Source organism: Priestia sp. USM5 (assembly GCF_058323215.1).
In genome coordinates, this window is sequence record NZ_JBSGKN010000001.1 from 1837495 (window position 1) to 1858676 (window position 21182).

The 21182-nt window shown below is 38.4% G+C and carries 24 protein-coding genes and 1 pseudogene; 17 read left to right on the top strand and 8 right to left on the bottom strand.

Annotated features, from left to right (window positions below; translation table 11 throughout):
• Positions 1-42 precede the first annotated feature (42 nt).
• From ACWATA_RS10055 to ACWATA_RS10080, 6 genes are all read left to right on the top strand, one after another.
• Positions 43-456, top strand: coding sequence for a DUF4395 domain-containing protein (locus ACWATA_RS10055; RefSeq protein ID WP_165635331.1), 414 nt, complete (start codon positions 43-45; stop codon positions 454-456).
• Positions 457-700: 244 nt separating this feature from the next.
• Positions 701-2224: a nickel ABC transporter substrate-binding protein gene (nikA, locus tag ACWATA_RS10060; RefSeq protein WP_367078057.1), complete on the top strand. Its 1524-nt coding sequence runs from the start codon at positions 701-703 to the stop codon at positions 2222-2224.
• A gap of 2 nt (positions 2225-2226) precedes the next feature.
• Positions 2227-3168, top strand: a complete 942-nt coding sequence (gene nikB / locus ACWATA_RS10065) for a nickel ABC transporter permease (RefSeq protein WP_028412916.1) — start codon at positions 2227-2229, stop codon at positions 3166-3168.
• Positions 3165-3971 (top strand): nickel transporter permease, encoded by an 807-nt coding sequence (gene nikC / locus ACWATA_RS10070; protein ID WP_165635329.1) that lies wholly within the window; start codon positions 3165-3167, stop codon positions 3969-3971. Before nikB ends, nikC begins: the two co-directional genes overlap by 4 nt.
• A gap of 5 nt (positions 3972-3976) precedes the next feature.
• Positions 3977-4774 (top strand): ABC transporter ATP-binding protein, encoded by a 798-nt coding sequence (locus ACWATA_RS10075; protein WP_165635328.1) that lies wholly within the window; start codon positions 3977-3979, stop codon positions 4772-4774.
• Positions 4775-4783: 9 nt separating this feature from the next.
• Entirely contained in the window at positions 4784-5554 is a 771-nt protein-coding gene (locus ACWATA_RS10080; RefSeq protein ID WP_165635327.1) for an ABC transporter ATP-binding protein, read from the top strand.
• Positions 5555-5618: 64 nt separating this feature from the next.
• On the opposite strand, the gene ACWATA_RS10085 is transcribed toward ACWATA_RS10080, so the two are convergent.
• Positions 5619-5915 carry a hypothetical protein gene (locus ACWATA_RS10085; protein WP_034268885.1) on the bottom strand — a complete coding sequence of 99 codons (297 nt, stop codon included), beginning with the start codon at positions 5913-5915 and terminating at the stop codon, positions 5619-5621.
• Between the two features lie 134 nt (positions 5916-6049).
• Here ACWATA_RS10085 and ACWATA_RS10090 point away from each other — a divergent pair.
• A pseudogene (locus ACWATA_RS10090) lies at positions 6050-6151 on the top strand (DNA topology modulation protein FlaR); the annotation flags it as partial.
• Positions 6152-6197: 46 nt separating this feature from the next.
• On the opposite strand, the gene ACWATA_RS10095 reads toward ACWATA_RS10090, so the two are convergent.
• Positions 6198-7517, bottom strand: coding sequence for a DUF2254 domain-containing protein (locus ACWATA_RS10095; RefSeq protein WP_473049800.1), 1320 nt, complete (start codon positions 7515-7517; stop codon positions 6198-6200).
• A gap of 173 nt (positions 7518-7690) precedes the next feature.
• On the opposite strand from ACWATA_RS10095, the gene ACWATA_RS10100 reads away from it, so the two are divergent.
• Positions 7691-8137, top strand: a complete 447-nt coding sequence (locus ACWATA_RS10100) for a DUF4385 domain-containing protein (protein WP_034268877.1) — start codon at positions 7691-7693, stop codon at positions 8135-8137.
• Here ACWATA_RS10100 and ACWATA_RS10105 read toward each other — a convergent pair whose 3' ends face one another.
• Positions 8138-9451 (bottom strand): hemolysin family protein, encoded by a 1314-nt coding sequence (locus ACWATA_RS10105; RefSeq protein WP_033579360.1) that lies wholly within the window; start codon positions 9449-9451, stop codon positions 8138-8140.
• Between the two features lie 269 nt (positions 9452-9720).
• On the opposite strand from ACWATA_RS10105, the gene ACWATA_RS10110 reads away from it, so the two are divergent.
• Entirely contained in the window at positions 9721-11754 is a 2034-nt protein-coding gene (locus tag ACWATA_RS10110) for a Na+/H+ antiporter (protein ID WP_028412925.1), read from the top strand.
• Between the two features lie 47 nt (positions 11755-11801).
• Here the strand turns inward: ACWATA_RS10110 and ACWATA_RS10115 are convergent, their stop codons facing one another.
• Positions 11802-12338: a histidine phosphatase family protein gene (locus tag ACWATA_RS10115; RefSeq protein WP_325076384.1), complete on the bottom strand. Its 537-nt coding sequence runs from the start codon at positions 12336-12338 to the stop codon at positions 11802-11804.
• Positions 12339-12601: 263 nt separating this feature from the next.
• Between ACWATA_RS10115 and ACWATA_RS10120 the strand changes: the two genes are divergently transcribed.
• Positions 12602-13483: a M23 family metallopeptidase gene (locus tag ACWATA_RS10120; RefSeq protein ID WP_473049801.1), complete on the top strand. Its 882-nt coding sequence runs from the start codon at positions 12602-12604 to the stop codon at positions 13481-13483.
• A gap of 29 nt (positions 13484-13512) precedes the next feature.
• Here the strand turns inward: ACWATA_RS10120 and ACWATA_RS10125 are convergent, their stop codons facing one another.
• A complete protein-coding gene (locus ACWATA_RS10125) occupies positions 13513-13971 on the bottom strand; it encodes a hypothetical protein (RefSeq protein WP_098113156.1) in 459 nt (152 codons plus the stop codon).
• Between the two features lie 211 nt (positions 13972-14182).
• Here ACWATA_RS10125 and ACWATA_RS10130 point away from each other — a divergent pair, with 211 nt between their 5' ends.
• From ACWATA_RS10130 to ACWATA_RS10145, 4 genes are all read left to right on the top strand, one after another.
• Positions 14183-14815, top strand: coding sequence for a GntR family transcriptional regulator (locus ACWATA_RS10130; RefSeq protein WP_473049802.1), 633 nt, complete (start codon positions 14183-14185; stop codon positions 14813-14815).
• 81 nt (positions 14816-14896) lie between these two features.
• A complete protein-coding gene (locus ACWATA_RS10135; RefSeq protein WP_205664127.1) occupies positions 14897-15928 on the top strand; it encodes a zinc-dependent alcohol dehydrogenase in 1032 nt (343 codons plus the stop codon).
• On the top strand, positions 15925-16686 hold the full coding sequence (locus ACWATA_RS10140; RefSeq protein ID WP_013083640.1) for a glucose 1-dehydrogenase: 762 nt from the start codon (positions 15925-15927) through the stop codon (positions 16684-16686). The genes ACWATA_RS10135 and ACWATA_RS10140 overlap by 4 nt, the downstream gene beginning before the upstream one ends.
• 62 nt (positions 16687-16748) lie before the next feature.
• Positions 16749-17108, top strand: coding sequence for a hypothetical protein (locus ACWATA_RS10145; RefSeq protein WP_155017333.1), 360 nt, complete (start codon positions 16749-16751; stop codon positions 17106-17108).
• Positions 17109-17150: 42 nt separating this feature from the next.
• Here ACWATA_RS10145 and ACWATA_RS10150 read toward each other — a convergent pair whose 3' ends face one another.
• Positions 17151-17381: a hypothetical protein gene (locus tag ACWATA_RS10150; protein WP_033579352.1), complete on the bottom strand. Its 231-nt coding sequence runs from the start codon at positions 17379-17381 to the stop codon at positions 17151-17153.
• A gap of 253 nt (positions 17382-17634) precedes the next feature.
• Between ACWATA_RS10150 and ACWATA_RS10155 the strand changes: the two genes are divergently transcribed.
• Complete coding sequence (locus ACWATA_RS10155) at positions 17635-18147, top strand: P-loop NTPase family protein (RefSeq protein WP_473049803.1); 513 nt, start codon at positions 17635-17637, stop codon at positions 18145-18147.
• 77 nt (positions 18148-18224) lie between these two features.
• On the opposite strand, the gene ACWATA_RS10160 is transcribed toward ACWATA_RS10155, so the two are convergent.
• The gene (locus ACWATA_RS10160; protein ID WP_155010062.1) at positions 18225-18896 is read right to left on the bottom strand and encodes a VOC family protein; all 672 of its coding nucleotides are present in this window, start codon (positions 18894-18896) and stop codon (positions 18225-18227) included.
• Between the two features lie 43 nt (positions 18897-18939).
• Positions 18940-19344, bottom strand: a complete 405-nt coding sequence (locus tag ACWATA_RS10165; RefSeq protein WP_028412934.1) for a hypothetical protein — start codon at positions 19342-19344, stop codon at positions 18940-18942.
• A gap of 128 nt (positions 19345-19472) precedes the next feature.
• Between ACWATA_RS10165 and ACWATA_RS10170 the strand changes: the two genes are divergently transcribed.
• On the top strand, positions 19473-20705 hold the full coding sequence (locus ACWATA_RS10170; RefSeq protein WP_155010063.1) for an MFS transporter: 1233 nt from the start codon (positions 19473-19475) through the stop codon (positions 20703-20705).
• Positions 20702-21151: a GNAT family N-acetyltransferase gene (locus tag ACWATA_RS10175; RefSeq protein WP_155010064.1), complete on the top strand. Its 450-nt coding sequence runs from the start codon at positions 20702-20704 to the stop codon at positions 21149-21151. The genes ACWATA_RS10170 and ACWATA_RS10175 overlap by 4 nt, the downstream gene beginning before the upstream one ends.
• Positions 21152-21182: the final 31 nt, after the last annotated feature.

Sequence of the window (21182 nt, forward strand, 5' to 3'; positions counted from 1 at the left end):
GTAAACCAATTTGTATAATAGGTTTTAAGAAGGAGGAGTTCCATGAGCATTCCCAAACCATTAGTTCAGCTTAATCAACTCTTTATCGTTATAACGGTTTTGCTCGCTTTACTTGCGGCAAAGTGGCTTTTACTTTTGCCTTTTCTCGTTGGAGTAGTCACACTTGCAACAAAGCGTAATCCCGTAATTATGGCAGGGAAAACGCTTCTCAAAAAGCCTGCTTCTTCTTATCAAATGGAAGACCGGGATCAGCAGCTTTTTAACCAATGGATTGCAACGATATGTATGGGAGTTGCTTTCATTTCCTTTTTAATGGGTTATACGCTTGTCGGCTATTTATTTAGTATAATGGTGATTCTTGCTGCAGGTGTAGCGCTGATGGGGTATTGTATAGGCTGCACGATTCGTTATCGATATATGATGTGGAAATATAAAAGAAAAAAATACCCTGCATAAACAAAGCCTCGAGAAGGCTTTGTTTTTTTTTGCTCATTTGTATACGTTATCAATAAATTCAATCATCATAACGGATGAAAACAGATGTTAGAGCACCTGTATACTTTAAAAACCTTTGTTGACAAAGTAAGGTAAACAAATTAAACTTTTTATGATAATAATAATCGTTACGATTTAAAGGAGGGGAATTATAGTTAGAGACAGTACATAAAAAAGGATAGCTTTTAATAAAGGAAGGGTTTATATGAAAAAAAAGATAAGTCTGCTATGCTTAACGCTTGCTACGATAGGTATGCTAGCGGCATGTTCGAGTAAATCCGCGAGTACCGGACAAGAGAGGGAAACAAAATCACTTACTTTTGTATCGAATTTTCCAAGTGACACGCTCGATCCACAGTTAAATTATACCACTGTACGAGCCGGCATTGCGGAAACACTAGTCAAAGTGAATGAGCAATTACAGATTGAACCATGGCTTGCAAAGAAATGGAAAACAGAAGATAATGGGACGACATGGATATTTGAGATTAGAGACGGGATTACGTTTCAAAATGGCAAGGATTTGAATGCTGAAGCCGTGAAACATTCGTTAGAAAGAACGATAAAAGAAAGCGAAGCAATGAAAAGTGCACTTAAAATTAAAGAAATGAAAGCCAGTGGCCAAATCTTGATCATTACAACAACAGAGCCGCTTGCTACGTTGCCTTCTGAACTTGTTCATCCAAACACGGCAATTATTGATGTAGATACTTCAGATATAAAAAGTAAACCAGTGGGAACGGGACCATTTAAAGTAGCTTCGTTTAAACCGGATAGTGAAATGAAAGTAAAAAAATACAAAGAATACTGGGACGCGGAACCAAAATTGGATGAAGTTGTGTTAACATTTAATGATGATGAAAATGCACGCACGTCTGCTTTACAATCAGGTGAAGCTGATATTGTATATCGTCCGGCAATTGAAAGCTTAAATACTTTAAAACAAGATTCATCTATTGTAGTAGATATACAGCCGAGCCTCAGAAATCAAATGCTTTTCTATAATTCAAGGCAAGAAGCGTTTAAAGATAAAAATGTGAGAAAAGCGTTTGATGTATTATTAAATCCCACGGATGTTGTCAACACAGCGCTCGCAGGTCAAGGTTCACCAGCAGCAGGTCCATTTTTAGATAGTTTGGATTTTTCGAACGATCAAAAAACGAAAACCTACGGACCAAGTGAGGCTCAAAAACATTTAGAAAAAGCCGGTTATATACTCAAGGATGGAAAAGCAATAAAAAATGGAAAACAACTTTCTTTTAAGCTTGTTACATACCCTTATCGTCCAGAACTGCCTTTAATGTCGCAAATGCTTCAGTCAGAAGCAAAAAAGATTGGTGTGAAAATAGACATTCAACAAGTGGAAAATATGGATGAGTATATGACAACAAAAGATGATTGGGGAATCGTTACATACAGCCTAGTAACCGCGCCGCGAGGAGATGCAGGATATTTCTTTAATGCTCTTTATACGGAGGGAGGGGCATTTAATGTTGGACATTTTCATGAACCAGCATTAGCTTCCATTATTGATGAGCTTAATAAAACCATTGATCAAAAACAGCGCAATAAGTTAGCAAGACAAGCCGGAGAAATAGCAGAAAAGGAAACGCTGCATTCTTCGATTGTTCACCCGAACAATTTTGTAGCCTATAGAGACAATGTGAAAAATTGGGTTACAGCCAAAAGTGAATACTATGTGATAACAAAGGATTTAGATGTGAAGTAGATATGAAATTAATTGGTAAAAGAATAATAGAATTACTCATTTTTTTAGTTATACTATCGTTTCTCAGCTTTGTTTTAATGAAGCTAGCTCCGGGAGATCCGGTTAAGCAAATGCTTCGCGTAGATGACGTGGCAGTGTCTGAGGAACAAATAAATAGTTTGAGAACAGAGCTAGGGTTTAACGAACCTGTATATATTCAATATGGAAAATGGCTGACGCGTTTTTTTCAGTTTGATTTAGGATCTTCGTATATGACAAAAGAGCCAGTCATCGACGAATTAGTTGAGAAGTTTCCGGCTACGCTGCGCTTGACGGTTGCATCTTTGGTTGTGATGCTGTTAATAGCTGTGCCACTCGGAACGCTGTCAGCACTATATCCAAATAAGTGGATTGATTATCTCAGCAGAAGTATTTCTTTAATTGGAGCGTCTATTCCAAGCTTTTGGCTCGGTCTTTTGTTTATACAGCTGTTCTCTGTACGTCTTCAATGGCTTCCTTCAATGGGTACAGGCACAGCAGCCCATCTTGTGCTGCCTTCTTTAACACTTGGTTTTGCCATGTCCGCTGTGTATATGCGAATGATTAGAGCTAGTCTGCTAGAAGGATTGAAACAAGATTTTGTACGATCTGCTCGAGCAAGAGGAATAAGTGAAAGCCGCATTTTTATTTTCCATGCGTTTCGGTATAGCTTAACACCCATTCTTACCATTTTAGGGACAAGCTTAGGGAGTTTACTTGGAGGAACGGTTATTATTGAAGTGCTTTTTGCTTATCCTGGAATTGGAAAACTAGTTATTGATGCGATTATGAATCGTGATTATCCTGTGATTCAAGGGTATATTTTGTGGATGGGCCTGTTTGTTGTTTTAATCAATTCACTTGTGGATTTGAGCTACAAATATGTAAATCCCCAGCTCTATGTAAAGGGAGGGGATAAAACGTGAAAAAGCCGCAGCTTCTTTTTGTAGTAATAAGCATGTGTGGTATTGTGCTTATTTTATTTTGTCTGTTTGGAAGTCAGCTAATACCAATGGACCCCACACAAGTCAATATGCAAGACCGGCTTCAAAAAGCCAACAGTGATCACTGGCTAGGGACTGACCACTTAGGCAGAGATCTTTTTTCACGAATCATAGCTGGATCTCAGACTACGATTGGAACTAGTTTTCTTGTCTTAGCGCTCTCTCTTTTGATTGGAGTCCCGGTTGGTTTAGTTTCAGGGTATATTGGAGGAAAGATAGATCGCTTTTTAATGAGAATTGTAGATGCTTTTTTAGCTTTTCCTGATTATATTGCAGCCATTGTCTTAAGCGGACTGTTAGGGCCTGGATTATTTAACTTAATTGCTGCAATGGTTATTGTAAAGTGGGTTAGTTATGCAAGGGTAGTGCGGAGTATTGTGCTTCAAGAGAAGTCAAAAGAATATGTGCTGATCGCTAAATTAAATGGAGTGGGAACACTGCCTTTAATCCTTCGCCATTTTCTTCCTCACGTCGGGGGACATATTCTTGTTCTTGCTACGCTGGATATAGGGAAAATTATTTTAATGATGGCTTCATTATCCTATATTGGACTAGGGACTCAGCCGCCTACTCCGGAATGGGGAACGATGCTAAATGAAGGCAGGGCTTACTTTTACAATGCTCCGCAGCTAATGTTGATACCAGGTGTGGCCATTATTTTATTTGTGCTGACGTTTACAGCTTTAGGTGAATATATTCGAGGGAAATATCAAGTTAATCGATAAAAGAGGTGATCGTCATCGTTTTAGAAGTAAAGCATCTAGCCATTTATAATAAAACAAAACAAATCATAAAAGACGTTTCTTTCACAATCGAACAAGGACAGTGGATGGCGCTCGTTGGAGAAAGCGGAAGCGGGAAAAGCATCACTGCTGCTTCGATAGGAGGACTGCTGCCTTCAGGTGTAACGCTTAAAGAAGGCTCTATCACCTTTAAACAGAAAGGAGAGGCTCCTATCCTTGGAAAAGATATTTCGTATATCTTTCAAGATTATCGAAGCGCTTTTACGCCTTTTTTAACAATTGGAAAGCAGTTTGATGAAACGGTTCGTACTCATAGTGAGCTGTCTAAAAAAGACAGGAAATCCGCCATTTTTCAGGCTTTAAAAGCGGTGAATTTACCTAATGAACGCGTGTATAAAAGCTATGCTGCTCAGCTGAGCGGAGGACAGCTTCAGCGAGCAGCGATTGCTTTAGCGCTGGTGATGAAGCCTGCCTTGATTATCGCAGATGAACCAACTACGGCTTTAGATAGCGTGGCAGCAGCTGAAGTTCTTCAGCTGCTGTATAAGCTGAAAGAAGAAGCTGGCTGTGCCATTCTGTTTATTACTCATGATTTGCGTCATGTGCGGAAATATGCGGACCGGGGAGCCATTATGCTAGCAGGAGAAATCGTGGAAGAAAACAGTATCGAATCTCTGCTTCACACTCCGCGTCATTTTTACACAAAAAAACTGTTTAACGCCATTCCTTCTTTACGGAAAACGCCTGATCGATTGTTAGATACGCAGAAAAAAGTGTTGATATAGGAGTGAGATATGAAAGAAAAAAATATATTACGCGTCACGCAGCTTGTGAAACAGTATAAAGACGTTAAAGCGCTAAATAATGTTTCCCTGCATATCGATAAAGGGGAATGTGTAGGGATTGTCGGAGAAAGTGGAAGCGGAAAAAGTACGCTTGTAAAAAGCGTGCTAAGGTTAACAGAGGCTCAGCAGGGAGAAGTATGGTTTGCAGAGAAACCTCTTCACCGGTTAAAAGGGAAAAAACTGCAGCAAGCTCGTCTAGGCATGCAAGTGGTATTTCAAAACCCCGCGGCTTCTTTTAATCCAAAAGTAAAAATCATCGATTCTTTGCTCGAGCCTTTGCGGCAGCAGCGAACCGTTCCTTCATTTTTATCTCATGTGAGCAGAAATGAAAAAGAAATCGCTTTTTATTTGTTAGAAAAAGTTGGAATTAACGCAGAATATGCGTTGAATTATCCCCATGAACTCAGCGGAGGACAGCTTCAGCGTGTAGCGATTGCGCGTGCCATTAGCGTAGGTCCGTCTCTGGTACTGTTAGACGAACCAACAGCGAGCCTTGATGTTACGGTACAAGCAAAGATTTTAAATTTATTAAAAGATTTGCAGGAGACTTTTCAGCTGTCTTATCTTTTTATTTCGCATGATTTAGCAGCAGTAAAATTTATGAGCAGTCGCATGATGGTTATGCAGCAAGGCGAGGTTATCGATCAATTTGACCGTGCACAGCTATTTGATAAAAACAGGCATCCCTATACAAAAAAGCTTGTGCGTTTATTTGAATAGAAAATAAAGCTCTTCGTTTAATATACTAAACGAGAGCTTTTTTATAAATGAGAATGAGACAAAGTCAGGGACGCGGCGGTGGAGTATGCATATGGATAAAGTGATAGCCTGCTTGGCAGAGCATGATAAAACTAATGGTGAGTACAACAAGAGGAATTAGCTTGTTTTTTCCTCGTTCTTCATATAGTCCGGCTGCGCTTAAAAGAAAGCCAATAGTAGCTAAAGGAGGAGAGGAGCGAAAGAATAAATCTGCAGCTGTAAACCCTTGGTTTGTATATTTATAATAAAAAAATAGACCTGTAATTAATAAAAATAGTCCAATCCAAAACAGCGTAAGTTTTCCAAAAAGGGTTTTAGGCACTGTGTTTTCACTCCTTTTGTCAGTCAAGTACCATAAAATACTAGCATAAAACGTTTTGGTTTGCATTAGAGAAAAAGAACTTGAATGATACAATATGTGTAAAAGAACAGGTTTGAAGTAGGAGGAGATGAAGTATTCAAAGCGCTTCATGTAAAAAAATACATATCGTTGGATCCGTTGGAAGTGGAAAAACGACTCTAGCCCGTTTGTTATCCCATAGATTAGAAGTTCCTCACATCGTAAGAAAAAGCCGCTCAGTTGATGAGCGGCTTTTTTTGGTTTTTATTCTATCAACATAGACCGGCATTTTTTTTCACAAGCTTTTGCAAGGTTTTTGAGAAGCTGATTAAGAAACTCTTTGTCCATTTTAAGCCACTCTTCCTTTTGCAGTCCTTCTACGATATAGGAAGAAAAAAACCACACGTCGTTTTTGATGGCAGAGCGATTTGTTTCAGCGATTACAGTTAATGCCTTAATGACAGCAGACATCACGGAAACATCTTCTTTTCCATAATGGCGAATTTGATAGAACGCTTTGTACAAATAATCCGTAAAAGAAGGTTTTTCTAGCAGCACTCGAATACGTCCTTCTTCATCGCAATAATAAGGAGAGGAAGAATAACTTTGTCCGAGTTTGATAAACACTTGCGTGAGCTGTTCAATGCAGTTAATAGCTGTTTCAGGGTCATTAATAGCTGGTGAAATAGCTCTTAATGCAATTTCACTTAGTTTTTGAATACCTAATTTTACGTCTTGGATCGATTCTTGGTCATTTGTAATAAACAAGCAATGAAGAAATTTTTCACGTTCTAACGATTGATTGTGAGTGATTACAGTTAATAACGGTGTGTCTGCTTCTACATACTCTCCGGGTGCTTTTTCGAGTTTAACAATGACATTTAATTTAGATGCTAGTGCTGTTAAATGGTTGAGTTCGATATATTGAATATATCCTTGTCTGTTACTTTTAATTTGCAGTGTGTTTTCACTATCAAAATCAACCTGTATTTCATTCTTTGATTCGGGGTGCTTTTGTTGTTCTAGCCGTCTCTCTTCAATGGTAAGCATCGTTTTTTTGGCAATGTTTGAAATTAAATTTCCGACTTTAATCCAGTTGATGACGTGGTGAATCAAAAACACAAACATCCCTAAGCAAATGAATGCTACCACGATGGCTAATGAAGGAACAATAAAAGTATTGCTGACTTGGTTGCTGCGAACTTGAATGAGCACTACAAGCACGTATACGTATCCACCGATAAAAGTGCCAAGCACGCGCTGAGTTTTGGCATCTGTATTAAAGTTCTGAATCGTTCTAGGAGAAAACTGACCTACAAACGTAGTCAGTACCACTAACACAGAAGAAAACGTAATTGTCGTCATCGTTAATAAGGAATTTGATACTGAACTTAAAATAGTATGAGCAAGCTCTTTATCCGTTAGAAACACGGAAGGAACTAACTTTAACCACTGTTTGTGAGCTGTCAAATATCGATCTAAAAATGTACTAATAGTGGCTAAAATAAAAGCAACAATTCCGTATATAGAAGGAGTAATCCAAAAATTAGCTTTTATTCGATTTTGCTGTAGCTTTATTGACATAACGAAATCTCCCATATCATGATTTAATAAGTTCGGACTTCTTTTAGTATGAAGAAAAAAGTTAACCATACTTATCCACCTATTATTACCCTCACCTGCATGTGAAAAACTTCTTTAAGAAAAGTTTTATCATTCATTTGTAAAGGGTAGAGATCAAAAAGGAGGGAAGAGCCGTGGCATTTGATTATTCACTTGACTTTGAACATATCGATTTTAGAAAACATCCTGAAAAGTATAGAGTAGGAAAAGGAGAACAAGGAGTTCTCCTTGTTGAGCCATATAAAAGTGAAATTCTTCCTCACTGGCGTTTTCGTACACCTGACATTGCTGAGGAATCCGCCGACGCCATCTATCAGCTTTTTTTAACCTACAAAGAAAAAAGCGATTTTGTTGGAATGGACATGGCCCGGAAATTTCTCCAAATGGGATACACGCGATCGAGGCGCTACGCGAACTACAAAGGCGGAAAGAAATACAACAAAGACGGCGAGCGTAACGAACGGCAAATTGATGAACAAAAAGCAGAATCGGCATCAATTTTTATGGAAAAATGGAAAGAGGTACGAGAGAATAAAGAGTACTTGCAAATGAAAAAAGAGCATCAAAAAAAGTACGGATAATCAGCTGGGATCCGTACTTTTTTCCTTTGTTATTTCGATTCGTTTAATATGGTGATGTTCAATATCAATGACTTTAAATGAAAAACCTTCGTTTTTGATGCTATCACCTTTAGCAAGATCAAACTTTTCGGTCAGCATCCAGCCGCCAATGGTATCAACGTCTTCTTGTTCAATAGTTGTTCCGAGTAAATCATTTACTTCTTCAATCAACACCTTCGCATCTAGTACGTAGTGATTTTCATTAATTTTGTGTACGTCCGGTATTTCATCATCATCAAATTCATCACGAATTTCACCAACAATTTCTTCTAAAATGTCTTCAACCGTTACAAGCCCCGTTGTTCCTCCATACTCGTCTATTAAGATGGCCATGTGAATTCTGTCCCTTTGAATTTTAAGCAATAAGTCGTAAATGGCGATGGAATCAATGACTTGAATGATGGGTTTCATATACGTTTGCACGGTACGTGGTTTGATATCATCTTCTTTTATGTAATCCGCTAATATTTCTTTAATATTAACTAATCCCACCACTTGATCTTTGTTTCCATCTATAACTACTGGATAGCGAGTATATTGCTCTACTCTAGCCATTTTTAAGAATTCTTCTATCGTTTCATCTGCTGATACGCTAACAATTTCTGTACGAGGCACCATGATTTCTTTAGCCGTACGATTATCAAATTCAAAGATATTATTCATGAACTTAAATTCCGATTGATTAATTTCACCGCTCTCATAGCTTTCAGATAAAATAATTCTAAGTTCTTCTTCACTATGAGCTACTTCATTTTCAGAAGCTGGCTTCAGGCCGAATAATCCGACAACGCCTCTTGCTGAGTGGTTTAAAAGCCAAATAAACGGATAAAGTAACTTAGAAAAAAGAATAAGAGGACGGGAAAATAACAGCGTCACTTGTTCGGCCTTTTGAATCGCCACCGTTTTGGGCGCAAGTTCTCCAGCTACCACATTTAAAAATGTGACAATCGAAAAAGCAAGAACAAAAGATATGACATGCGAAAGTGATGTAGCAAAAGGAAGCATGTCAATAAGCGGCTCTAATAAATGACCTACCGTAGGTTCACCTATCCAGCCTAGACCCAATGCGGTAACCGTAATGCCCAGCTGTGTGGCTGAAAGATAACCATCTAAATTTGATACTACTTTTTTTGCTGCTAAAGCGTTCCGGTTTCCTTCTTCAATTAACTGATCGATTCTAGTCGACCGTACCCTAATGACGGCAAATTCCGTTGCAACAAAAAAGGCTGTTAATATGATTAATACGATGAATAAGATGACATTTACTGTTTCCAAATTTATCTCCTTACCCCGTTGAAACGGATAAGGGAACACCTCCTTTATAAAAGTTTGATGAGCTGATTTATATGGTAAATAAAGAATATCATGTATACTGTTCCCTTAATCTCCGTAGAAATAAACTTATCGAAAAGAAAGAACACTTTTTAATAACCCGCAACATTTTTTGGCAGAAAAAGCGTAAACTAAACATTATAAAATGAACGAAAAGAGACAACGTGATACCTTTAAAGAGATGTAAATAGAAGTAGGAGTCGATTGTTTTTATGGAATTTTTTCTGACGATATTAGTCTTATTGGCTTTGATTGGTCTATCTAATATCATTAATCATTTTGTGCCATTTATTCCTGTTCCGTTAGTTCAAATAGCTTTGGGAGCAGGGCTTGCTATATTGCCATTTGGCGGAGATGTCCATTTGGAACCTGAATTATTTTTTATTTTATTTATTGCCCCGCTATTATTTAATGATGGGAAAAACGTGTCAAGAGCTGCTCTTTGGAAGCTTCGTACACCTATTTTATTACTAGCGCTGGGACTGGTTTTTGTAACGGTGGCAGTAGGGGGATATCTAATCAATTGGCTTATCCCTTCCATTCCGTTACCGGCGGCATTTGCACTAGCCGCTATTTTGTCCCCAACAGATGTAGTGGCAGTTGGAGCTATGGCGAGCCGAGTAAAGCTGCCTAAGCGAATTATGCATTTGCTTGAAGGGGAAGGACTGATGAATGATGCCTCTGGTCTTGTAGCGTTTCAAGTAGCAGTAGCTGCTACCGTAACGGGCGTTTTTTCAATCGTAGATGCTACATTTCAGTTCCTTTGGGTAGCGCTGGGCGGTTTGTTTGTAGGAGCATTTATCGCTTTTCTGATTATCAGACTGCGTGTACTTGTTCGACGTTTAGGAATGGAAGACATTACGATTCATATGTTAATACAAATTCTAACTCCATTTGTTGTCTTCTACATTGCTGAACACTTTCATCTATCGGGAATCTTGGCAGTTGTAGCAGGCGGCATTGTGCATGCGATTGAGCGCGACCGAGAGGAATCACCTAACCAGCAGCTTAAAGTGGTATCAAAAAGTACTTGGACGGTTATTTTATATTTGTTAAATGGCTTGGTTTTTGTGCTGCTTGGTCTGCAAATACCAAAAGTGGCGAAAGCAATTATTCAAGATCCAAACTTTAATAATGGACAAGTGCTTCTTTATATTTTGATTATTACTGTCTTTTTGCTTGTACTACGATTTATTTGGGTGATGGTATCATGGTCAGTAGGCTGGTATTACAAAAACAACAAGCATCTAAAACCTGAGCCTCGGTCTATTGGTATTATTACGGTTTCAGGTGTACGAGGAGCTGTTACGTTAGCCGGAGCGTTCTCGATTCCTTATACGCTTGATAACGGCAGTGATTTCCCGGAACGCTCTCTGATTATTTTTCTAGCAGCAGGCGTTATATTGTTAACCTTAGTTGCGGCAAGCATTCTTTTACCTGTTATTGCGAAAACAGAAAAGGCGCCGAAGAAGCCTGAGCGCAATACAAAAGAGGTTAAAGCACGCATTAAAGTGCACAAAGCTGCTATTCAGCGGTTAAAAAGAGAAATGACCGAAGAAAATCGTGGAGCAGCGCTTTCGTTAATTTCAACGTATAATACAACGATTAATAACATCATTGTTAAAACGCATCCTTTAGAAGCCTCTGAAAACAAACAGTATGAAGAAGAAATTCGATTGCTGGCTCTCCAGGCCAAGGGAAAATTGGTGGAAAAGCTATTAAAAGAGGAAAAAATAGATCGTGAGACAGCGTATATTTGTTTGGAACATACGCACAAGCTTGAAATGGCTGTAACCAATCGTGTAAGGTACAAATTATTGGTGAGCTGGATGAGGTTTAAAAAAGTTTTACTACTACTAGTCCGAATTTTTTCACCGAATAAGCAGGCTTTAAGAAAACAAAGCCTGCGCAGAAGAAGTAAAGTGAACAAAGTACGTATTCAAATGATTGAAGAAGCGATAAAGGTCATTAAAGAAAACATGAACGAAGAAAATCGAATGATTTCACTTGCTATCATTAGTGAATACCATAGATCCATGGCAAGACTTAGAAAAGAGAGTACGGAGTATAATTCAGGCAAACGTAAAAAAGCAACGAGAGATTTATGTTATAAAGCGTTTCATACCGAGCGGGAAACGGTGCAAGAACTTTATGAAAAAGGAGAAATCACGCGTGAAATCGCTCATAATATCCGAAAAGATATCGCTTTGCGTGAAGCATTAACAATTGAAGAAAATGGTTATTAAAAAGTCGCAGAGAGTAGTCTCTGCGACTTTTTCTAGTAAGCTTCATTCTATTGCTTTTCAAAAAGATAAAGCTTTCCGTTAACAGCAATATCAAACCGAGGCCCTTTAAAGCCGCGTTTTATAAGTTCTTTACGCATAAACTTCATAATGCCTCCGTGGCTGACAATCAGCAAATCATCTTCTGACTCGGAAATAGCGCGATCTAGCACTGCTGCTACTTTTCTCTTAGTCTCAGCCATATCTTTACGAGCTTGTTTGTTGCTGAGTCCGGACATGCGAAACAGTAATGCCCAGAGAATAAAAGGAAGTTTGAATTTTACTGGAATAATAGGCATAGGTATTTCTCTAAGTTCCGGAAGGAGAGTGATCTCTTGTTTATAAATATGCTTTGCCGTTTTGTGTGCTCGCGGCATATCGCTTGAAAAACAGCGTTTCCATTCAATATTATTTAAATCAGTCTCCCCATACGTAATATCTGATTCATCATATTCCTGAAACCAAGCCACTAGTTCATCGGTGGATAAACGGTGGTTTTCTGGAAGCCCTTTGTTTACTTTGTAATGACGTACTAATGCTACTTTCATTGTGAAATCTCCTTAAAATTTAAGCGCCAAAAATACTTACTCGGCGCAGCTTGATTTTTTTATTTAACGTTATTTTCATCATGCTGCACCCCCTTTCAAATATTTGTAAAATAAGTATAAAATGGATTGAGAAAATTGTAAATACGGCATAGAAGAAGATTTTTAGATAGAATAATTGGAAAATGAAACCTTTTTATAAGATAAAACGTATTACTTATAGATAATTCAAACAAATTGAAATACATATAAAAGGGTGGATTACAATGATGGAGACAGAGAGAAAAGTAAATATCAGAGAAAAGTTTGGAACTTTATTTGCACAAGGGGATTTTCAGAAGCTTTATGATTGTGTAAGCGAAGAATTTAAACGTCAAGTTTCGCTTCAGCAATTTTTGGAGCAGAGCAAATTGTTTAATCAAGGAGAACAGTTCTACAGACTAGAAACAAATCTTTATTTAACTCCTCAAATTGAGCAGTTTATTTGGATAAATTCTACCCAGACAAAAGCCATCAGCGTTATATTTGATGAACATAACATTATACAAGCACTTGTGCTTGCTCCTATAGAATCATTTTCAGAGAGAGAGAGATGGAGTGCAAACAAATATACGATGCCGATTCAAAGTGAATGGTTTGTCTATTGGGGAGGAAAGCATGAGATGTTAAACTATCACCATCCAGTCGAAAGCCAAGGGTATGCATATGATTTAGTCGTGCGAAAAGGAAAGAAAAGCTATAAAAATGATGGAATGAAAAACGAAGATTACTATGCCTATGGAAAAAAGGTTGTAGCACCGCTAAAAGGAGTTGTCGTTTCAGCAGCTGACGGCCAAGAAGACAATGAAATTGGGCACACGAATAAAGAAAATCCCTTAGGAAACTACGTTATTATTGAGCATGAAGGGAAAGAATACAGTGTGCTTGCACATTTGAAGAAAGGGTCGGTTTCTGTGAAAAAAGGAGACGTGGTTCGTAAAGGAACGCTGCTTGGAAGATGTGGAAATTCCGGGAATTCATCCGAACCTCACATTCATTTTCACGTCATGGATGCCTCTGACATCGAAACGTCAAAAAGTTTACGAATTCAGTTTCATGCGGCTATTGAACCGATTCGCGGAGATACAGTTATTCCATTTTTCTATTGATTAAAAGCCATAGCGTTTGCTGTGGCTTTTTATGCAGGGATTTCCTCAAATATAAAGTCAAGCAGCCGTTGAAACAAGTAAAGGATAATAGCTACGGTAGTCATGACAAGGAAAAGTCCAAAATGACTGATATCATACAAATTATAAAGTCCGATTTTAGCGAGAAAAGGAACAATAACATAACCATGAATCAAATCCAAAATAATGTTAACCATTATGTACAAGATAAACCCGGGATACGTAAGGTAAAAGACAAAGATCGTAATCACAATATGAAGGCAATAAATCGTTGCTCCCATGCTAGTAAGAAAAAATACGTTTTCTTGAACCGTCCACCAGTGCATTTTTTCCGCTACTTGATAGGCGATTGTCATCATTAATGCAGCAAACAACCCTACAGTAAAAAATCGTTTAACCCGCTGTTTATCAAGCAGTAGCAGTAAAAACCATGGAATAACAAGAATTCCCCATAATATAATTTGATTCATCCATCTTCCCACCTTTTATTTATCAGTAGTTCTTAGTGTAAGAAAGAATTGTAAAAATATACATTTCGCAAAGAAAACGTTTACAGTCAGGTTTCTTATCTATATACTAAATCTTGAATACTTGTATACAAGTTGGTTGAGGAAGTGATGACACATTAAAAGAGTAACCTACCCGGAAAGATGGCTTCGCGGAGCCTCGCTGGGAGAACAAGTGGTAAACAAATTAAGAATTCAAATTATGAGCGGCGAGCTGAAAAAAGGAACCATACTATCAGAAAATCAGCTCTCGTCAGAGTTTGGAATGAGTCGATCTCCTATCAGAGAAGCGCTGCGGATCCTTTCAAACGAAGGGCTCATTGATTTACAGCGAATGGGAGCAGTTGTTATTGGTTTAACAACTAGGGATTTAAACGAGCTGTACGATGTTCGTCTGCTTTTAGAACACTTTGTCTTAGAACGTTTATCTGAAGTCAACCATGATTCGCTTATTAAAAAGCTGGAGCAAAGCATTGATCAAATGAAGATGGCAGCTAAATACGATGACTATGTAGAGTTTGCTTATCAAGATTTGCGGTTTCATGAGCTCGTGATTATCGAAGCAGACCACAAGCGGATATTAAAATTGTGGGAAAGCATCCGTGAAATTATTTTAGCTGCTCTTTTAATTACGACTGAAAAAAGATTTCGAGATGATAAAGCAGCTGTGCTCCCACTGATTAAGCAGCATCATGAAATGATTAAGGCATTAAATTCTCAAAATACAGAACGCATTCAAGATGAAGTGAAGCGTCACTTTGAAGACACGCGAAATACCATAACAGCTTCACTTTTGAATGAAGCATAAAAAAAGGGATGAAATATTCGAAATATTTTTGAATATTTTTCTCTTCAACTTGTCGACAAGTATACAAAAGGGGATGGAGAAATGAAAGCAGGTGTCTACGTTTCAGAAACAAAAGCCGTTATGCAGCAAAAAGCGAAACCGGTTATAAAAAAAGGAGAAGCGCTTGTAAAGGTATCTCATGCTGGAATTTGCGGAACGGATATGATGATTTATTTTGGAAAACACCCTAGAGCACAGGCGCCACTCACTATGGGACATGAATTCAGCGGAGTGATAGAGGAAATCCGAGGAGAAACGGAATTTTCTTTAGGTGACCGCGTAGCAGTTGAGCCTACGCTTAGCTGCGGAACGTGCGAAGCTTGTGTAAAAGGACAGTTTCACGTTTGTAAAAAGTTAAAACTAATCGGCATTGATCAAGATGGAGGTTTTGCGCAGTACGTGGCTGTTCCTGTGAACCGCCTTCACCTCTTGCCAGAGAAACTGTCTAGCGAGCATGCAGCCCTTGCAGAACCTGTAGCGGTTGCCGTACATACAGTGCGACGCTCGCGTTTGAAAGTAGGAGACCAAGCTGTCATTTTAGGGGCAGGACCTATTGGACTGCTAATCGGGATGATTGCGAAACGAGCAGGAGCAAAAAAAGTAATGATCTCTGATATTAGTTCTTATCGCTTAACTAAAGCGAAAGAACTTGGCTTTATACCAATTGATGCAGCGAAAAGAGACGTAGTAAAAGAAGTGCGTTTGCTTACGAATGAAGTCGGTGCAGACGTTGTATTTGAAGTAGCCGGAAATCAAATTACAGCAAAACAAATGGTTGAAACAAGCCGTATTCAAGGAGAGATTGTAGTGGTGAGCGTATACAAAAGCGCTCCAGAAGTAGATTTAGCAGCGATGCACTTTAAAGAAATTTCATTAACTACAACGAGATGTTATACAAGGGAAGATTTTCAGACGGCTATTGATTTACTGGCAAACGGTGAAATAGAAGCAGATTCTTTAATTTCTCATAAACTGCAGCTTGAAGATATTCAAGCGGGGTTTGAGTTTATGCAGCGGCCTGATGAATCACTTAAGGTTTTATTTGCACCAAACGGAGAGGAGAATGAACAATGACAGTAGATTTGTTTTCTTTAGATGGTAAAGTGGCAGCGATTACAGGAGCAACAAGAGGAATTGGAAGATCAATGGCGATTGCTTTGGCAGAAGCAGGTTCGGATATCGCTCTGCTGCAGAGATCAAAGGAATTTCTTGGAGTAAAAGAAGAAATTGAACGTCTGGGAAGAAAATGTTTTATTGTTAATTGTGATCTAGAAAACGCTTCTGAAGTAAGCGAAGCGATCTCATCGGTTGTTGCTTATTTTGGCAAGCTCGATATTTTAGTGAACAACGCGGGCATTCAAAGACGTTCACCCGCTGTAGACTTTGCAGAAGAAGATTGGGACGCTGTTATGAACGTTAATTTAAAAACCGTATGGTTGTTATGTCAGCAGGCGGGCCGCCAAATGCTTAAACAAGGAAGCGGAAAAATCATTAATATGGCATCTTTGCTTTCTTACCAAGGAGGTATTACCGTTCCAGCTTATGCCGCAGCAAAAGGCGGAGTTGCTCAGCTTACAAAGGCTTTATCTAATGAATGGGCAGCAAAAGGCGTAAATGTTAATGGAATTGTACCAGGGTACATTGCTACTGATATGAATGAAGCACTTATTAACGATGAAACGCGCAGCAGACAAATTATTGAACGTATTCCCGCAGGAAGATGGGGACAAGCAGATGATTTTAAGGGAGCGGTCGTCTTTTTAGCATCTGATGCGTCTGCTTATATTCACGGGCACTTGCTTGCCGTAGACGGAGGATGGCTAGGAAGATAACGCATGAACCAATAAATTTTTTCATATCATGAACAAACTCGATTAAAAGGGGCGTTCATGGTATGAAAGTGTGGGTATTGAATGTTGGTATTGCTGTCACAGTACTGACAACTGCTTGGGCGGTGTATACAAAGCCTGAAGAGAAAGAGGTTTCGCTAGTTTCTTACAATCGGTTCTCCATAGCCGTCCCAAAAGAAAGCAGCGACTTTGAAAAAGAGTTAAAATCAGCTTTGACGCAGTATGGTTTTCAAGAGGTTAGAGTGCTGAATGACTATGCGGAAGCTCAAGTTCTCGTTCTTCTGCCCGCCGAACAACTTTCTTTCTATAAAAAGAAGGAGATTCAGCAAGTCGTAAATCAACTTGCCAAGCAGTATCACGTTAATCCTGATGTAGTTAATGTTCAGTTATATGAAAAAAAGTAAAAGCCTTTTAGAAAGGGGAATCCCCTCTATAAAAGGCTTTTTTTACTCTTTTTTCTTCTCTTGTTGAGCGAGCTCTTCTTGTCTTTTAAAATGTGATTTTCCTAACGCATACACAAAACTAAAAAACAAAGGAAGTAAAATAGTCAGCAGCACAAGGCGAGTAAGCATATCGCTCAAGTCATTTCTCGTTAAGTAAATATTAATAGCTGCGATGACAATATAAATAAAAATCCCGAGGTTTCGTAAAAATCTCTTTAGCATAGATGCATTCATTTTTTTCACCTTACTTTTATATACTCACATTTAAGGTAAAGGAAACGATTAATAAAAGCAACCTATTTACTACAAAGCAAGAAGGAATACAGAAATTTATGATGAATGTTTATATGTTATCTGAAAATTATGCGAATAAAACTGCTAACATGAAGCTTCTTTATACAGCAGTCTGCTTTTAGTACACCGAGTCAGTATAAACAGTTGCCTTCTCTTCAATTAGCTTTATTTTCTAAAAAGGTAAGGTGATGAGATGAAAAGAGTGCTGGTAATGGGCGTTTCTCCAGGAGTAGGAAAGTCCACATTTGCCAAGAAATTAGGGAAAAAGCTTGATCTAGAAGTACATCATTTAGACAGCCTGTATTGGCAGCCGGGCTGGACGGAAAGAGACAATGATAGTTTTAGAGAATTGCAGGAGCACATTGTAAAAAAAGACAGCTGGATTATCGACGGGAACTACAGCAATTCGTATGACCTGCGAGTGAAGCATGCAGATACCATTATTTATTTAGAGCTTCCTCTAATCGTTTGTGTGTACCGAGTGATAAAGCGGAGGATTGTATATGCAAGAAAAACGCGTGAAGATATGGCAAAAGGATGTCCTGAAAAAGTAGATTGGTCATTTTTTACATTTATTCTTACGACGTACAGAGAGCGGCAAAAAAAGATGAGAAAACGGTTTGAAAAGCTTAGAAACGATGAGGATTGCAAGGTTTTTATGCTGATGAACAGAAAGGACATCGAGAACTATATACAAAACCTATAGGTGGAGTAGAGCTGAATTTTGAACAAAAACAGCCATGTAACAAGTTCGTTTGTTACATGGCTTTATTGAAAAAACAATCATTCTTGCGTAATCTTCAGCATTCCTTTTTTATCTAACGCAACTGCTAGAGAATGATTAACCTTCACCGTTAATGGATGAACTTCAGAGTCTCGGTCCGAAAAAAACCACCGTCTTTTAGGCGCCCCTACAAGAAAAAACGCACTGCCGCTTCCTAAAAAGTTAAAGTTCTCGTTTAATGGCCTGTTGTTGCGCACGTTGATACCCGAGTTAATAAGCTGTGTCCCTACAGAGCGGACATGAGGCGTTGTCAAGTTGATTTCTCCTATGCTTAAAAGCGACTTAGAAGAAAAGGGGTCGTTGGATGGCGGGCAGTCTGAATGTCTTGAAATGTATTCAACAATATTATGAGCAGGATCTTTAAAATAAAACGAATGAGCATCAAATGCTTCAAAATAAATCTCATCTTTCTTCTCTTCTGTATTGAGGAAGACTCTCTGAGTAGCCCATTTCTTTGCTTCCATAAAGCGGTTTGCTGGAACATTAAAAGCAAAATGGTAAAAGGGCTTTGTATGTACAGAAGTCTCTTTAAAGGTTAGCTCACTTTCACCAACTCCAACGGAAAAAGAACGCGGTGAAGCGGCGGTTAATGGGAAATTGAGGGAATTCACATAAAAAGCCTTCATTTCGTCCAGTAGATGAGTGTACAGGACAGCTTGATTAATCATCATAAACCATTCCTCCTCGTTTAAACGTTGTCTAAATCACATGGCATTAAACAGATGTTTCATTATCATCCCTTTGAACGCTGCTTTTCCAGTGAAGCTGAAAAGATCCTTTATGCTCAGAGCCTATAAAGTTAATACGATATCTTCTCGTTCTTTCGGGTGTTAGATAAAGAGAGTTATTAGTCATCTCAAAGAAACGTGTACGTCTTGGATCTTCTACATATAGAGAAAGGTCTCCACTTTTAGTGTTTTTAGATAGCCTGAAAACGTAGGTTACGCCTTTTTTGAGTTTAATGCTCCGAGAGTAGCGGCCTGTAAAGCTGTCATATTCTCCAAAGAAAACCTCACTTCGCTCTTTTTTTATTCTCCCACCTACAATTTGATTTTCCTGGCCGTTAAAGTTAATAAGTAAAAAAGCAATAAGAACAATAAGAAAACTATATTTAAACATAAAAACCTCCATCTACTAAATTATAGATAGTTTTGGATTTCGTCAAATAGTGTTATAGTTTAAAAAGGGAAAAATTAACAAAAAATATTATCCCTTTGTATGTTACGCCTAACGGAAAGGAGAAAAAATTGACTCAGCGTTTTTATTTTTTAGCAGCAAGTCAAGTAACCACAAATTTAGGTTTTGTTCTTTATACAATGGCCCTGACTTCCTATATAAATCAAAACACCGGTTCAACAGCTCTTGCATCAATGATTACGATGACGAGCTTACTTGCTCGCCTCCTTAGTGGTCTTAGCGTACCTTTACTAGCCGATACATATAAATCTCTTCATATTATGCGGGCTGTACAGGTTATGCAAATAGGAATGCTCGCTGGATTGTATATGCTACTCACACAAGAATTTACAGTCACAGTACTAGCGATGTGTTTTGTCATTGTTGGGATCATTTCTTTTTTTAACGGTTTTTTTACTATTTTTAAAACGTCGGTTGTCCGTAGCTTAGTAAGTGATAGTCAAAGAATGCAGGCGAATAGTTTGCTTTCAACAATTGACCAAACCTTTCTATTTGCAGGGTGGTCCCTTGGTGGTTTCGTTTTGTCTTTAACAGGATTCACTTATTCTTTATATATAACGGCAGGTCTTTTATTGTTCTCGTTTGTTTGCTTGCTGTTTATAAAAGAAGCCCGCACATATAAACAACCAGAAAAGCGAAGCGTGGCAAAACTAATGGAAGGATGGCGTTTTTTATGGATACATAAACGCATCAGAGCACTCGTTATAATGGACATAACTGAATCACTCGTTGGAACCATTTGGATTGGGGCTATTACTCTTTCTTTTGTGAAAGAAGTGCTTGGAAAAGGGGAAGTATGGTGGGGATATATAAACGGTGCGTATTATTTTGGAAGCATAGTCGGAGGAATTATTGTGTACCGAATGTCTTCTATGGTAAAAGGAAGGCTTTTGCTTCTTATGTTCGCAGGCTCAATCGGTTATGCTGTTTTAACCGGTTTTTACGGCTTAGTAACGAACCCGTATTTAGCTTTAGCACTTTTGGTAATGATGGGTCCTGCCTATCAGCTTCGAGACGCAGCGCAGGAAACCATTTATCAAAATGCCTGCAGCAGTGGGGTTCTTTCTAAAGTAATAGCGGCAAAATCAACTCTTGTACAGGGTGCGTTTATTCTTTCTATCGCGTTTGTAGGTACAGTAGCGGACTTCTTTGGGGTGAGGATTGTATATCTATTTGCAAGCTTCCTATTGCTAGTAACGTCTCTCATAGGTATTGCAGTATTAGTTCATAACAAGCAGTCTGTGGAAACAACATCACCTGTTGAACGGGGAGAGAATATATGAAGATCATCACGCTAACGTATCTTATGGAGCATGATATAAAAGAGCTGTTAATAGAAAGCCAGGAGGAAGGCTTTTTCTTTCTTACCAAGCTAATAGCTGAGTATAAAAACGGGCAAAACGTATTTAATAAAACAGGCGAAAGACTGTGGGGAGTTTACGGTGAACAAAACCAATTAATCGCCGTAGCGGGCCTTAATCAAGATCCTTACAGTAAGTGTGCTAACGTTGGAAGAGTAAGAAGGTTTTATGTTTCAGCTCAGTTTCGGAGAAAGGGTATAGGTAAACGACTTTTAAAAGAAATTATTCACTATGCAGAGAACTACTACGACAGCCTCGTTCTTTATACAGATACTGAGGAAGCGACGTTATTTTATGAACGAACCGGTTTTAAACGCGTATATAATCAATATAAAATTACTCATGAATACAGTTTAAAAAGAGTCTAGCTGCTTTTTATACAGGTTTGGATATAAAACG

Excerpts from the sequence above, each read along its gene's own strand:
- ACWATA_RS10055 (WP_165635331.1), top strand. The coding sequence starts at position 43 with ATGAGCATTCCCAAACCATTAGTTCAGCTTAATCAACTCTTTATCGTT.
- nikA (WP_367078057.1), top strand. The coding sequence starts at position 701 with ATGAAAAAAAAGATAAGTCTGCTATGCTTAACGCTTGCTACGATAGGT.
- nikB (WP_028412916.1), top strand. The coding sequence starts at position 2,227 with ATGAAATTAATTGGTAAAAGAATAATAGAATTACTCATTTTTTTAGTT.
- ACWATA_RS10080 (WP_165635327.1), top strand. The coding sequence starts at position 4,784 with ATGAAAGAAAAAAATATATTACGCGTCACGCAGCTTGTGAAACAGTAT.
- ACWATA_RS10095 (WP_473049800.1), bottom strand. The coding sequence starts at position 7,517 with ATGTCAATAAAGCTACAGCAAAATCGAATAAAAGCTAATTTTTGGATT.
- ACWATA_RS10110 (WP_028412925.1), top strand. The coding sequence starts at position 9,721 with ATGGAATTTTTTCTGACGATATTAGTCTTATTGGCTTTGATTGGTCTA.
- ACWATA_RS10115 (WP_325076384.1), bottom strand. The coding sequence starts at position 12,338 with ATGAAAGTAGCATTAGTACGTCATTACAAAGTAAACAAAGGGCTTCCA.
- ACWATA_RS10120 (WP_473049801.1), top strand. The coding sequence starts at position 12,602 with ATGATGGAGACAGAGAGAAAAGTAAATATCAGAGAAAAGTTTGGAACT.
- ACWATA_RS10125 (WP_098113156.1), bottom strand. The coding sequence starts at position 13,971 with ATGAATCAAATTATATTATGGGGAATTCTTGTTATTCCATGGTTTTTA.
- ACWATA_RS10135 (WP_205664127.1), top strand. The coding sequence starts at position 14,897 with ATGAAAGCAGGTGTCTACGTTTCAGAAACAAAAGCCGTTATGCAGCAA.
- ACWATA_RS10140 (WP_013083640.1), top strand. The coding sequence starts at position 15,925 with ATGACAGTAGATTTGTTTTCTTTAGATGGTAAAGTGGCAGCGATTACA.
- ACWATA_RS10145 (WP_155017333.1), top strand. The coding sequence starts at position 16,749 with ATGAAAGTGTGGGTATTGAATGTTGGTATTGCTGTCACAGTACTGACA.
- ACWATA_RS10150 (WP_033579352.1), bottom strand. The coding sequence starts at position 17,381 with ATGAATGCATCTATGCTAAAGAGATTTTTACGAAACCTCGGGATTTTT.
- ACWATA_RS10155 (WP_473049803.1), top strand. The coding sequence starts at position 17,635 with ATGAAAAGAGTGCTGGTAATGGGCGTTTCTCCAGGAGTAGGAAAGTCC.
- ACWATA_RS10160 (WP_155010062.1), bottom strand. The coding sequence starts at position 18,896 with ATGATGATTAATCAAGCTGTCCTGTACACTCATCTACTGGACGAAATG.
- ACWATA_RS10165 (WP_028412934.1), bottom strand. The coding sequence starts at position 19,344 with ATGTTTAAATATAGTTTTCTTATTGTTCTTATTGCTTTTTTACTTATT.
- ACWATA_RS10175 (WP_155010064.1), top strand. The coding sequence starts at position 20,702 with ATGAAGATCATCACGCTAACGTATCTTATGGAGCATGATATAAAAGAG.